Annotated in this window: 11 protein-coding genes; 8 read left to right on the top strand and 3 right to left on the bottom strand. The window is 49.6% G+C overall.

The genetic code is table 11. The features are described from left to right. Nucleotides 1-49 precede the first annotated feature (49 nt). Nucleotides 50-442, bottom strand: a complete 393-nt coding sequence (locus L6H70_RS11625) for a TIGR04086 family membrane protein (RefSeq protein ID WP_236332910.1) — start codon at nt 440-442, stop codon at nt 50-52. 286 nt (nt 443-728) lie between these two features. On the opposite strand from L6H70_RS11625, the gene L6H70_RS11620 reads away from it, so the two are divergent. Further along, on the top strand, nt 729-1,502 hold the full coding sequence (locus tag L6H70_RS11620) for a YetF domain-containing protein (RefSeq protein WP_236332908.1): 774 nt from the start codon (nt 729-731) through the stop codon (nt 1,500-1,502). Between the two features lie 4 nt (nt 1,503-1,506). Here the strand turns inward: L6H70_RS11620 and spoVB are convergent, their stop codons facing one another. Then, entirely contained in the window at nt 1,507-3,093 is a 1,587-nt protein-coding gene (gene spoVB / locus L6H70_RS11615) for a stage V sporulation protein B (protein WP_236332906.1), read from the bottom strand. 210 nt (nt 3,094-3,303) lie between these two features. Here spoVB and L6H70_RS11610 point away from each other — a divergent pair, with 210 nt between their 5' ends. The 6 genes from L6H70_RS11610 to L6H70_RS11585 all read left to right on the top strand — a co-directional run bounded on the left by L6H70_RS11610 (nt 3,304) and on the right by L6H70_RS11585 (nt 10,102). After that, nucleotides 3,304-3,555: a post-transcriptional regulator gene (locus L6H70_RS11610; RefSeq protein ID WP_206101610.1), complete on the top strand. Its 252-nt coding sequence runs from the start codon at nt 3,304-3,306 to the stop codon at nt 3,553-3,555. A 220-nt stretch (nt 3,556-3,775) separates the two neighbouring features. Further along, nucleotides 3,776-5,029 (top strand): protein translocase subunit SecD, encoded by a 1,254-nt coding sequence (gene secD / locus L6H70_RS11605; RefSeq protein WP_236332904.1) that lies wholly within the window; start codon nt 3,776-3,778, stop codon nt 5,027-5,029. After that, on the top strand, nt 5,019-5,921 hold the full coding sequence (gene secF, locus L6H70_RS11600; protein WP_236332902.1) for a protein translocase subunit SecF: 903 nt from the start codon (nt 5,019-5,021) through the stop codon (nt 5,919-5,921). Before secD ends, secF begins: the two co-directional genes overlap by 11 nt. Before the next feature lie 122 nt (nt 5,922-6,043). Then, complete coding sequence (locus L6H70_RS11595) at nt 6,044-7,006, top strand: cation diffusion facilitator family transporter (RefSeq protein WP_236332900.1); 963 nt, start codon at nt 6,044-6,046, stop codon at nt 7,004-7,006. Between the two features lie 29 nt (nt 7,007-7,035). Further along, a complete protein-coding gene (gene recJ, locus L6H70_RS11590; RefSeq protein ID WP_236332898.1) occupies nt 7,036-9,435 on the top strand; it encodes a single-stranded-DNA-specific exonuclease RecJ in 2,400 nt (799 codons plus the stop codon). A 148-nt stretch (nt 9,436-9,583) separates the two neighbouring features. Beyond that, on the top strand, nt 9,584-10,102 hold the full coding sequence (locus L6H70_RS11585) for an adenine phosphoribosyltransferase (RefSeq protein ID WP_054941877.1): 519 nt from the start codon (nt 9,584-9,586) through the stop codon (nt 10,100-10,102). 95 nt (nt 10,103-10,197) lie between these two features. Here L6H70_RS11585 and uraA read toward each other — a convergent pair whose 3' ends face one another. Further along, nucleotides 10,198-11,502 (bottom strand): uracil permease, encoded by a 1,305-nt coding sequence (gene uraA / locus L6H70_RS11580; protein WP_236332896.1) that lies wholly within the window; start codon nt 11,500-11,502, stop codon nt 10,198-10,200. 488 nt (nt 11,503-11,990) lie between these two features. Here uraA and L6H70_RS11575 point away from each other — a divergent pair, with 488 nt between their 5' ends. Next, nucleotides 11,991-14,171, top strand: coding sequence for a RelA/SpoT family protein (locus tag L6H70_RS11575; protein WP_054941875.1), 2,181 nt, complete (start codon nt 11,991-11,993; stop codon nt 14,169-14,171).

The raw sequence follows: 14,171 nt of genomic DNA, 5'->3' as shown, positions 1-14,171 counted from the left end.
TGTAACATATTTTCGAAGAAGGTTTTTATTTTTTAGAATATTCTATTTATTAGGATCTTTGCAAATTAACCCCAAACATTCCTCCGAGTGCCCCAATCGTTGCCGCAGCCAAAATCCACAAGCCGTCAATGCCGGCAGGCGAGCTGTCAAGGGCGAGAAATCCGACCAGCAGCACAATCGCCCCGTAAAAAGTGCCGGTTAGCGCACCTTGATACCAGCCCTTGTTTACAGCTCTGCTTCCGGCGGTCAGACCGCCGAATGCGGCAGCAATACCGTGGACAATATAAGTATACATTGTAAGGTCCTGCTCCTTAAGGCCGCTGCCCCACAGCAGGAGTGAGAGAATAAATGCCCCTGCCAGCATCCACATAAACGATCGGCATAAACCCGACAGAACTGGATTTGAAATTCTCCACGAAAGCAGGCGCCGGATTAAGTACATGATACAACCTCCTAAATTTTTTTGAGCGTAACTCCCGAGAATCATCTTCGAAAAAAACTGCTACGGAAGCATCGCTTAATTTTTTGAGCTTGGCTTTCATTAACTACTAATCAGTGTATGGGAAGGCTTGCCCCAATAGTACAAGAAAGGCATGTCTGTCCTTTTACCATTAATTTATATGGCAGCTTCCGAATGTTCCCTTGGCAGGGAGGCCAGAATAGGGTTACAATCATCCGCCCCGGAGACAGGTTTTGGGGTGAGAAGCGGAAGGGGGAGCGAAGAGAATATGTTCAGGCATATTTCTGTCCATATCTTTCTGACCGTGCTGATGTATATCCTCATTTTCCTGAGCATGCGCATTATGGGGAAGCGTGAGATCGGCAAGCTGTCTGTATTTGATCTGACGATCTCCATCATGATTGCAGAAATTGCTGTGTTTGTGATTGAAGATATCGAACGGCCGGTCTACGACGGGATTGTACCTATGGCAACTCTGGTTTTGATTCAAATATTAGTTGCACAGCTCAGCCTGAAGAGCAGAAAACTGCGGCTGCTGGTTGACGGCAAGCCCAGCGTCCTAATCTCAGACGGGAAGCTCAACCGGAACGAAATGCGCAAACAGCGGTACAATCTTGATGATTTGCTGCTTCAGCTTCGTGGTCAGAATATCGATAGCCCTGCTGACGTGGAATTTGCGATACTGGAGACCAGCGGGCAACTGACGGTTATAGAAAAAAGTAAAGGTGTCTCATCAACGAACCAGTCCGGCAACAGCAGTACAGCCGCCGGGGAGCAGGATCAGAATTCAAATGAAGGCGGGAATTCGGGCGCCTCTGGGAGCACTGCGCTGCCGGGCAAAAAGATCAGGTATGAAGGCCTACCGATTCCCCTCATTATGGACGGAAAGGTACAGGATGATAATTTGGAAATGATCGGGAAAAATAGGTTTTGGCTGCGGACCCAAATCCGCCAAAAAGGTGTTTCTGATTTTCGTGATGTGTTTCTCTGTTCTATCGATCATAAAGGTAAAATTTATGTAGACCGGCTGCACAGCCGATGAATTTTTAACGCCGGCGTTTGAAGAATGGCACACGGTCCAGATCACGTACAGAGATGAGGCCGGAGAGTAGGCAGATTCCCAGATAAAGGGCCATGCCACTCGTGGCAGACAATAAGAACTGCAGCCACCCGGCGTCAGAGAAATGTACAGAGGTATACACGTAAGACATCCCGGCTGCCATAATGATCATTGCGGTGAGTGTTTTGAGGGGATCGGCGATTCTAAGCGACAATTTGATCAGCTTTACCACGCTTGCTCCATGCAGCAGAGTGACCAGAATACTGTTGACCATAATCGCTATGATGGCACCATAGATCCCGTACTCTGGCTGTGAGGCGAGCATTAGGATGAGCAGGATTTTGACCACTGCACCAATCAGCGTATTAATGAGGGCCCGGCCTGGCCGGTCCATGGCCTGAAGGGCGGCCTGCAGCGGCGCCTGGACATACAGAAACAGTGCAAAAGGGGCCATCATCCGCAGCATTGGGGCGGTGTCCGCATTGCCGTACATAAGCGTGCACAAGGGTACGGCAAGTACATACATGATCGCGGCAAAAGGGGCGCCCGTGACCATGGCCAGCCGCAGAGCCTGGTGCATTCTCTTATGAATCGTAGTCAGATCATGACGGGCTGCCGCTTCTGACAATGAGGGAACAAGCGAAACCGCAAGTGAAGAGCTCAGCACTCCGGGAAGCAGCAGCAGCGGAATGACCATACCCTGCAGAGATCCGTATTGTGCAGTGGCTGCAGCAGTCGCAATTCCGGCAAGCGCCAGGCTGCGGGCGGTAATGATAGACTCCAGCAAATAGGAAAAGGAGCCGACAAGACGTCCTGCTGTGACAGGAACGGCAATACCAAGCAGCCGTCTCATTACTGGAGCCGTCTGCGGATCCACCATATTTAGCTTTTCAAGTCCTTGCTCTGAGGGCTCTCCGGATAAACTGTCCTTTTTGTCTCTATTCACGATAAAGTAGTATTGCAGCAGCAGCGCCAGCATTCCGATAATCTCTCCGACGGTTACCCCCAGCATAGCCCCCGCTGCCGCAAAAGCAATCCCCTTCGGCAGCAGAATCCAGGAAAACCACAGCATGAAAAATATCCGGATGACCGATTCCAGCACCGAGGAAAGTGCTGAAGGAATCATGTTCTGTCTGCCCTGAAAATAGCCGCGGTAAATGGAAGAAACCGCGACAATGGAGATCATGGGGGTCATACTGACGAAAGTATAGTATACCCGGTTGTCCGTCAGAACAACATTTGAGACCCATGAAGCGCATAGCAATGCAATCAGGGTGAACAGAAGCCCAAGGCCCAGGCTTAGCGTAAGTCCGGTATGCAGGATGCGGCGCGACTGATCCGGGCGGTTCTCCCCTTCGGCTTCGGCCACCATTTTTGCGATGGCAAGCGGTATTCCTCCGGTAATCACTGTGACCAGCACGATGAAAAAGGGATATCCGAGCTGGTATAAGCCAACGCCCTCGGCGCCGATAATCCGCGGCAGCGCAATCCGGGGAATAAAGCCCAGCATCCGGTTAATGATGCCCGCGGCCAGCAGAATCATCGTTCCTTGAATAAAGCTTTGTTTCCTCAAAGGGCACTCCTTCTTCCTGAAAATGAAATCAATGCAGGTAGTCTGCCCGTAAATAAAGCGGGCTTGTTTATTGATATGCTTGACCCTGTACACTACATGACAAGCTTTAGAATGTGACATCTTTTTGCGGGAAGCAGGAAAGCGGACAAGGAGGGTCGAATACATTCCTGTAGCCTGTTTTTAGCGAGGAAACTTTGGAGGTGTCATCACGTGGAATCGGAACAATTGAATTTTGACGAACTTAGCGATGCGATCGAGGCCATGTGCTCCAGTAAGGCGGAGGAATTCCAGCTGCTGGGCTATGAGTACGTAACGGGCAAGGATATCTGGGATTGTGTCAGCCGCAACTATGCCAAGGAGGGCAAGCCCCCTCTGCACAAGCTGGTGAACGATATATATTCATTAAAAGCCACAAGCTATATGAATTATTTGACAATAGCAGCGTACAGGGGATTCACCTGATCAAAAGGAACGATTTTCTTTTGCAAACAGCTATAGGAAGCGTTAAAGTAAGAGAGGATCAATTAAGCTGTACCTATCCAAACGGATGGCTTGCGACCCATAGCATAGCCGGCCGTTTCTTTGTGTGAATAGGGCACCGTCATTCTTCCTTGAATTGACGGTGATTTCGCACGTAGCTATAATAGGAATATTGAGTAATGAAAGGGGAACTAGCAAGAGCATGAAGAGACTGTTGAGCTTTATCATTACCGTGCTCGTTTTAACAGGCGTTATGGCGTTTACAACTCCCGGGCTGTTGGACAGGGTCCGGTTGGGTCTTGATCTGAAGGGTGGATTCGAGATTCTGTACCACGCTGAGCCGATGGAAACGGGAGGTACGCTGACCCGGGCTTCACTGCAAAAGACAGCAGAAAGCTTGGAAAAACGCGCAAACGCACTGGGTACCAGCGAGCCTGAGGTGACTACGGAGGGAACAGACCGCATTCGTCTGAAGATTGCCGGCGTTACCGACGAAGCTGAAGTCCGCAAGAAAATGAAAGAACCTGCGGTTCTGACTTTCCGCAGTGCTGCCGAAGGCGATGCAACAGGAGTTTATAGCAAAATTGAACTTGTGGGCAGTGATTTTGTTGAGAATGCTGCCGAAGTTCAGCGCAACAACCTGAACCAGCCAGAGATCAGCATCACTGTTAAAGATAAGAAAAAATTCGCGGAGATTACCGAGCGTCTGCTGGGTAAAGAACTTGCCATTTATCTCGATGATCAGTTGCTAGGTTCTCCACCGACGGTAAGAGCTGTATTGACCGACGGTAAAGCTTCGATCTCCGGAAATTACACGATAGATGAAGCACGTGCATTGGCTGACACCATTAACCTGGGTGCCCTGCCACTGAAGCTGACCGAGAAATACTCCCAAAGCGTTGGAGCTACTCTCGGTAAACAGTCTCTTGATCAAACGATCAAGGCCGGTCTTGTAGGTTCTTTGATTATCCTGATCTTTATGATGGCTATGTACCGTCTGCCTGGTGTTCTGGCCAGCTTCGCGCTGATCCTGCATACCTGGCTGCTGATTCTGGTCTTTGTCATCGCTGACTTTACCCTGACACTCCCCGGTATTGCCGCATTTATCCTCGGTATAGGGATGGCGGTTGATGCCAATATCATTACGAACGAACGGATAAGAGAAGAGATGCGCAGCGGTAAGAGTATCCTGTCTTCCGTAAAAGCGGGTAACAAAACCTCTTTCCGGACCGTTATGGACGCCAATGTAACGACCATTATCGTAGCGGCCGTTATGTTCGCATTCGGTACCGGCGCGGTTAAAGGCTTTGCGCTGATCCTGATTGTCGAAATCGTGCTCAGTATCGTAACGAACCTCTATTTTGCCCACTGGCTGCTCACAGTGCTGGTTAAAGCCGGTACTTTGAAAAAACCGAAGCAATTTGGGGTAAAGGAGAGTGACATCCGTGCGCTTTAAGAAAGATATGGATTTCGTGCATCTGAGTAAATATTTCTTTATTTTTTCTATTGTAATTACTGTAATGGGTGTAATCTTCCTCGGATTTATGGGACTCAATTACAGTGTGGATTTCAAAGCTGGTTCCAACGTCGATGTGTCGTTGTCGAAGAATATTACGCAGGATCAACTTCAACCTGCTCTTAGCGGTCTGGGACTTTCACACGAGCCGAATATTACAATCGGTGACAAGCGGGTGAATATCCGCTACGATGAAGAGCTGGATAATGAGCAGAGTGCTGCATTGAAAACTGCGATTACCAAACTGGATGACAAAGCTTCCTTCGAAGTCAACACCGTTGATCCGGAAATGGCCAAAGAGCTTGCTCGTAATGCGATCTATTCCGTGCTTCTGTCCAGCTTAGGGATTATCGTTTATGTAAGTATCCGTTTTGAATGGCGGTTTGCCGTTGCGGCGATCGTAGCACTGCTCCATGACGCATTCATGGTTGTGGCCATCTTCTCGATCTTCCGCCTGGAGGTAGACCTTACCTTCATTGTCGCGGTGCTTACGATTATCGGTTATTCCATTAATGATACGATAGTAATCTTTGACCGTATCCGTGAGAATCTGCGCTTTGGTAAGCAGAAATCGTATGAGGATCTTAAAGCGCTTGTCAATAAGAGTGTGTCGCAGACTCTTATGCGTTCCCTCTACACAGCATTTACAGTGTTTATTGCTGCATTCTTCCTGCTTATTCTCGGCGGAGAATCGATTAAAATGTTCTCGCTCGCTATGGTTATCGGTTTGCTCTTCGGAGCCTATTCCTCCATCTTTATCGCAAGCCCGCTCTGGCTGCTGCTCAAAAAGCGCCAGAAGGTTGCAGTGAAGAACAATCCGGCCAAAGCCTAAGCTTTACTTCCTCCGAAAAGCCGCGTCAAAGGCGACGCGGCTTTTCGGAATCTTTGGAGTAAGATGTCAGGTAGATGCCTCATCATGAGATTACTTGCTACCAGGTAAGGAGGGCCTCAGATATGAATGACAAACAATCACCGCAAAGTGAGACGGTTGCCTGGAACGGGATCGTCAGCGATGCTGCTCTGGCGTTAGCCAAAGGATGTGTAGGCTATTTCACAGGCAGCAAGGCACTGCTGGGCGATGCATTATATTCCGGAGCAGATGCTGCCGCCAAGCTGTCGGAAGCTCTTCCGTGGCGCTCAGAACAGGTTAAGAAGAATAATGGAACACGCCGCACCCAGCAAGGGCAAAGCAACAAAGAACCGATTATCGCGATTCTTTTTTCAGTACTAATTCTTATGGCCGGACTGCAGATTGCCTTTTCCGCCATCCGGGATTTAACCAGAGGACATTTGTCCACAGTCCCGCCCGCTGCACTTGTTACCGTCCTGATTTCGATTGTGTTTAAAGAGGTTATCTTCCAATACCAATACCGTTACTTCAAAAAAATAGGCGATGGCAGCCATGCCGCTTATGCAGATAGCCACCGTTTCAGTCTATATAGTTCAATTACCGCATTAATCGGGATTACACTGTCTATGGTTGGAGGATATATGGAATGGAGTCCGCTGTTGTATATGGACCCGATAGCAGCGCTGCTGACAGGCGCCCTGATTCTCCGTAAAGGCTATTCCATGATTACGGCTTCTGTATATGACAAAAAAAATCAAGAGCTTCCCTCGGAAGAAACAGCCAACTTCATTGAAACCGTCGGTCGTGTGCATGGAGTGATCCGTGTGGAGCATCTTCAGGCGATCGAACAGGGAAGATACGTTAATCTTCAAGTTAAAATCAGCGTCAATCCGCGGATTACCGTTATGGAAGCCCAGGATATCTCGGAATGTGCGAGAAAGCTGCTTCAGCACCGTTTTGTCCATGTAGGCGAGGTGCATATGGATGTCGTGCCGTATGATCCGGGCTATCCCTACAAAAGCAACCATCAGCTTGTGGACAACGATATTCCTACGCTGCTTCAGTAGAACGCATGGCGAGAGAAAGGTGAGCCCTATTGCTTCATTCAAAAACAAGATGGCATTCTCCGGCAGCCGATCCCGATACCGTTCGGGATTTGGCCCGGAGCCTTTCTATTTCTCCGCTCCTTTCTTCTTTGCTTGTGACAAGAGGACTGGATGCTCCTGAAGAGGCATTGCTCTTTATGGACGGGGGGGCGGATGACAGCCATGATCCATTCCTGCTTAAGGGAATGGCTGAGGCTGTCCCGCGTATTAGAAAGGCATTGCAAGACGGAGAACATATTCTGGTATATGGTGATTATGATGCGGATGGAGTGTCCAGCACGGCGCTTATGATCTATCTGCTGCGTCATCTCGGCGCTTCATTCGATATTTATATCCCGCACCGCTCTAATGAAGGCTACGGTCTTCATAATCATGCGCTGGATTGGGCCGTACAGCAAGGCGTTTCGCTTATCATTACGGTTGATACCGGAATCAGTGCGGTTCACCAGATCGCTTATGCGGCAGAACTGGGGATAGAGGTAATCGTAACCGATCATCATGAACCGCCGGAGCATTTGCCGGAAGCGTTTGCGTTGATTAATCCCAAGCTGCCGGATTGTCCTTACCCGTTCAAAGGATTGGCTGGGGTAGGTGTGGCCTATAAGCTTGCCGAAGCTTTACTGGACGACAAGGTGCCAGAGGAATGGAGTGAAATCGCCGCGATTGGCACGGTAGCCGATCTGATGCCGCTGCTCGGTGAGAACCGCAGCCTCGTACGCAGAGGGCTCACCAGTATGCGGAATTCTCCTTTTCCAGGGATACGGGCGTTGCTCGAGGTCAGTGGAATAACAATGAGTACTGTAGGTGCGGTAAATATTGCCTTCGGCATGGCGCCGCGGATTAATGCCAGCGGACGGCTGGATCATGCGGGCCGGGCGGTATCCCTGCTGACTACTGCCCACCCGGGCGAGGCGGAACAACTGGCCGGCGAACTCGACTTGTTGAACAAGGAACGGCAACTGGTCGTTGAACGAATTGTTGCAGAAGCTACAGAGAAGCTCTCCGAACAAATAGGTGACGGCGAGCCGCCGGATATTATTGTCCTTGCAGAACAAGGCTGGAATGTCGGTGTCGTCGGGATCGTGGCTTCCAAGCTGCTTGAGCGGTATTACCGCCCGGTGATCATTCTCGATATTCATCCAGAGACCGGGATGTGCAAGGGATCTGCCCGCTCCATCCCCGGACTTGATATTTATGCGGCATTGTCCTCATGCGCCGGGTTAATGGATCATTTCGGCGGTCATCCGGCTGCTGCCGGAATGAGCCTGCACCGTGACAACCTAGATGCTTTTGCAGCGGCTTTAAATGAATATGCTGCAGCAGTACTGACGCCGGAACATCTTGTTCCTGTAACGGCTGCGGATGGTGAAACGGAAATCGCAGATCTGACGCTGCAGGCTGCGCTTGAGCTGGAACGTCTGGCGCCCTTTGGAATGGCTAATCCGCTGCCGAAGTTCATTGTACGCGGAGCGGCAGTGAAAGAGACCCGTAAGATGGGGCAGGAAGGCAAGCACCTGAAGCTTGTCCTGCAGCAAGGCAGACATACAATTGAAGCGGTAGCCTTTGGCAAAGGCCCTTTGGCTGAATTATTGCCTGGCGGAACCGTCATTGATGTACTGGCCGAGCTGACGGTTAATGAGTGGAACGGCTCGCGCAAACCGCAGCTTATGCTGCAGGATCTTGCAGTGCCGCAATCACAGCTGTTTGACCTCCGGGGTGCAGCTGATGGGGTGAAGCAGGCGGTCTACATCAAAGAACTGCTGCAGCCCTATAGCGGTAACGCGCCTTTTAGAACAGCTGCGGTCTTTCAGAACAGCCGGATATCACCGCTTAGTCAATTGAAAGGCATGTCACTGTGGGTTTATGATGAGGAAGCCGGGATTTCTCCGCTCCCTGCTGGACAAGCAGAGGCAAGCGGGACAATATCACTGCTATGTCTGCTCGATATGCCGGAAACGCCTGAACAGCTGGATGCCTTGCTTGCTGCCTTTCCACAAGTAGAGAATATTGCGCTGCTGCACTCACTCCGCGACGGACGTGACCGGCTGCAGATTCCGACGCGCGATCATTTCAAAGCCTTATATAAATTACTGGCGGGGATTGCTGCTACGGCAACACCGGAGCATGAGGTGCTGTTGCGGCTTAGCCGCCAGTCGCCGCTAAGTGTGCGCATGCTGGGTAAAATGCTGGATGTGTTCGAGGAGCTTGAATTTATTGAGCGCTCCGGGGGGACAATCTCTTTTGTCTCCCAGCCTTCAGCCAAGAGTTTAACGACCTCACGGCAATTTGTCAGATTAGGCCAGACTGCCGAAATGGAACAATATTTCATGGAAGGCAGCCTTCGGGAGCTGGAGGATTGGATGCTGGCCCGCCGTCAGGTCGTGTCCTAATGTACGGTTTCAAGCTTCTGAAGCAAGTTTTGTACGAAGCAATTAAGGTGGGCATAAGCTCACATAACTAAGCTTATGCTTTCGAAGTGAGTTTGTTCGGAGAGAATTCAGTGAGGTAACGCTCACAAACTTTTAGGAGATGATACGATTGGATTTCAAAAACAGTATTCGTGTAATTCCGGATTTCCCGCAGGCGGGAATCAGCTTTAAAGATATTACTACATTGCTTAAAGACGGTGAAGCCTACCGTGCAGCCATTGATGAACTTAAAGCACTTGTCGCTCATTTGCAGATCGACGTAATTGCCGGACCGGAAGCACGCGGTTTCGTGGTTGGCGCTCCACTCGCTTATGCACTTGGTGTCGGCTTTGTACCTATCCGCAAAAGCGGCAAGCTTCCTTACGAAACCATCGAAGTGGGCTATGATCTGGAGTATGGAAAGGATACACTTGCTGTTCATACGGATGCTATCAAGCCTGGCCAAAACGTGCTGATTGCTGACGATCTGCTGGCAACCGGCGGTACCATTGCTACTTCTGTTAGCCTGGTTGAACAGCTTGGCGGCAAAGTTGTCGGAGCAGCCTTCCTGATCGAGCTGGTACAGCTTGCCGGTCGTAATAAGCTCAATGACATTGAAGTTGTTTCTTTGTTAACCTACGAAGATTAATTTATCCCGCAGAACCTTTTCCCGGGAAATAAAAAGCGGACCGCTGCCTGATGAAGACAGCGGTCCGCTTTTTATCATATATAAGTATTCAGAGCTTAATGTGCGGATTTATCAGACTCATGTTCATTGGACAAGCCCAGAACTTCAATGAGCTTGAAGAACAAGGAGAGGACCATACCAACAATCGTAGCAAGCGCCATACCTTTGAGCTGCACACCGCCAAGATTAAGCGAAATGCCGCTAATGCCGACCACCAGCACCAGAGTTGCAAGAATCATATTGGTTGCTTTGGAGAAGTCGACTTTTTGTTCTACGAAGATACGCAAGCCAGATGCGGCGATTACCCCGAATAATAGGAGCGACACCCCGCCCATAACAGGCAAGGGAATATTGGCAATTACAGAAGAGAAGGTTCCCGAGAAGGAGAGCAGAATCGCGATCACTGCCGCACCGCCGATTACAAATACCGAATATACTTTGGTCAAAGCCATAACGCCGATATTTTCACCATAGGTGGTGTTAGGGGTAGAGCCTACAAATCCAGAAAGTATAGTGGATATCCCGTTACCCATCAGGGAGCGGTCAAGTCCGGGATCTTTGGTCAGGTCTTTGCCGACAATATTGCTGGTAACAAGCAAGTGGCCGATATGTTCAACGATAACAACAAGCGATACAGGGATAATGGTCAGGATAACCTGCCAGTCAAAGGACGGAGTAGTGATTGTCGGATGGGAGAAGAAGCTAGCATCAGCAATTGCTCCGGTGTTAACCTGTCCCATAATATAGGCCAGTACATAGCCGGTAACGATACCGATGAGGATATGAATAATTTTGGGGAATCCGCGGAACATCACGGAACCGATTACGGTTACACCGAGTGTGACCATTGATAGTGTAATGGCTTTACCGTCTGGAGTCCAGTCTGTGACACCTTCCGGTGCGATCAGTCCGGACATGCGCGCAGCTACCGGTACTAGTTCCAGTCCGATTGTTGCTACGATAGCCCCCATAACTGCGGGAGGAAACACAACATCAATCCAGCCAGTTCCGGCATAACGGACGATTAATGCAACTAGAATAAAAATAACGCCGGTAACAATAAACGCGCCAAGTGCAAGCGAATATCCATGCTGATGATCTCCCTTATATTTATCCAGCACACTGAGCACCGGTGAGATGAAGGCGAAGCTTGACCCTAGATAAGCCGGGATTTTGCCGCGGCAGATCAATATATAGAGCAGGGTGCCGATACCGTTCATCAGCAGAATCATGCCGGGGTCTACCCCGAACAGGTTAGGGACTAGCACAGTGCTGCCGAACATGGCGAACAGATGCTGCAGACTCAGTAAAAAGCCCGGGCCCAACGGGAGTTTCTCGTTAACTTGAATTTCGCGTTGCAATGGAGTTCACTTCTCTTTCTCTATGTAGATTTATGTTAGGTAGGCGAAAACCGCCTTTACTAGATTAAATAGAACGGCGTCTTTTTACAACATTATTTTTAAAAAAAATTAGACTTTATCTGTTTGTGTTGTAAATTGTCCTTTCTTGTTCATATAGCATTGGTATGAAAGCCAATGCCATGCTATGGGAAGTGTTGACGTAATGCATCGTAAGCGTCATAATTATAAACAACTTTAAACTGCGTATAGTGCAGCTTGGAAGAGCTGAAGACCTGCAAATATTGTTCCTCTTGCGGGTTTATTTTATTAAATGATGGATTAACTCCTATACGGAATTTTTCTTAAGATTACAGAATGCATAAGTTTCCAGCGCAGCTGGATCATTCTGTAATCGCAAGAAAAATAACAACTAATGAGGAATTCAACAACATCTTCGAGAAACTCCGATACGGAATTTTTCTTATAGAAAGGAAACGGATACGACGAGAATGGGCATAGAGCAATTAATGGAAAAGGCCGGCGCCTATATAAAAGAAAAAGATCTTCTCCGCATCCGGGAAGCTTATGAGTTTGCCGATCAGGCTCATCACGGGCAGGTTCGGAAATCGGGGGAGCCCTATATTCTGCATCCGCTGGCGGTCGCAGATATTGTCGTTAATATGCAAATGGATGTCATCTCCATTATTGCAGCGCTGCTGCATGATGTGGTGGAAGATACAACGGTGTCCCTGGAGCAGATCCGCGAGAATTTTGGCGATACCTGCGCTATGCTGGTGGATGGACTGACCAAGCTGGAACGCATCCGCTTCCGCTCCAAGGAAGAGCAGCAGAATGAGAATTACCGTAAAATGTTCATTGCCATGGCCCAGGATATCCGGGTAATTGTGATCAAGCTGGCGGACCGGCTGCATAATATGCGGACGCTTAAGTACCAGTCCGAGGAGAGTCAGCGCCGGATTTCGTATGAAACACTGGAGATTTTTTGTCCGATTGCCGACCGTTTGGGGATTTCTGCGATCAAATGGGAAATGGAGGATATTGCTCTCCGTTATCTGAATCCGCAGCAGTACTACCGCATTGCCAATTTAGTGCATAAGAAGCGGGCGGAACGTGAGCAGTTCATCGACAGTGTCATCGGAAGGATTCGCGCAAAGCTCGATGAGATGGGCATTGAAGGCGATTTGTCAGGACGTCCGAAGCATATTTATAGCGTCTATAACAAGATGAATACCAAGAATAAGCAGTTTAACGAAATTTATGATCTGCTTGCTATCCGGATCATTGTCGATAATATTAAGGATTGTTATGCCACTTTAGGGATTATTCACACTCTTTGGAAGCCGATGCCTGGCCGTTTCAAGGATTATATCGCCATGCCCAAAGCAAATATGTACCAGTCGCTGCACACCACAGTGGTAGGTCCCGGCGGAGAGCCGACGGAAGTGCAGATCCGTACCTGGGAAATGCACCGGACCGCAGAGTTCGGGATCGCCGCACACTGGGCTTACAAAGAGGGCAGCAGCAATAACGCCAATCCGGAGAACCGGATGCCGTTCTTCCGTGAAATTCTGGAGCTGCAGCATGAAGCCAAGGATGCGGAAGAGTTCGTGGAATCGCTCAAAATGGACTTCTTTTCTGATCTCGTTTTTGTATTCACGCCTAAAGGTGAGGTTGTGGAATTGCCGGCCGGCTCGGTTCCGCTGGATTTTGCTTTCCGGATTCATACCGAGGTCGGCAACCGGACGATAGGCTCCAAGGTTAACGGCCGGATCGTGCCGCTCGACCACAAGCTGAAGACCGGGGATATTGTGGAAATTCTGACCTCCAAAAATTCTTACGGTCCGAGCCGCGACTGGCTCAAAATCGCCCAATCCTCACATGCGCGCAGCAAGATCAAGCAGTGGTTCAAGAAAGAAAAACGTGAGGAAAATGTCGAAAAAGGCCGCGAAGCGGTGGAGCGCGAGCTGAAACGGCTCAATATGGAGGTCTCTGATTTCCTGACTGAGGATAAGCTCAGCGATGTGGCGAAGAAATTCGCTTTCGGTGATGTAGAGGATATGCTCTCCGCCGTCGGATTCGGAGGCATTACCGCTTCGCAAATCGCCAACAAGCTGACTGAGAAGCTGCGCAAGGAGCTGGAGGACGCTGCCAATCATCTGGAGCTTACTTCAGAGATGAAGGAGATCAAGTCCAGCGGCGAGAAGCGTAACCAGCCGACCAATGGCGTCCGTGTCAAAGGCATTGATAATCTGCTCGTCCGCTTCGCGCGATGTTGCAATCCTGTTCCGGGCGACGATATTATCGGTTACGTAACCCGCGGGCGCGGTGTATCTGTGCACCGTGAGGATTGTCCGAATATTCCAACGGACGGTGACGGGGAAGAATCGGCACGGGTGATCGAGGTCGAATGGGAAGGCAGCATGGAAGCCAACTACAGTGTCGATATTGAGATCACCGGCCATGACCGCAACGGTCTGCTAAATGAAGTGCTGCAGGCGGTGTCAGAGAGCAAGACGAACATCTCGGCAGTCACCGGACGATCAGACAAGAACAAGATGGCGATGATTCACATGACGATTCTCATCCGCAATACGGATCATCTGCAGTCCGTCGTGGACCGGGTGAAGCGCGTAAAGGATGTATATACAGTTAACCGTATCATGCAATAA

This window comes from Paenibacillus auburnensis, assembly GCF_927798115.1.
GTDB lineage: Bacteria > Bacillota > Bacilli > Paenibacillales > Paenibacillaceae > Paenibacillus_AQ > Paenibacillus_AQ auburnensis.
The sequence above is the reverse complement of the archived record's forward strand: the minus strand, read 5'-3'. Positions and strand labels throughout refer to the sequence as shown.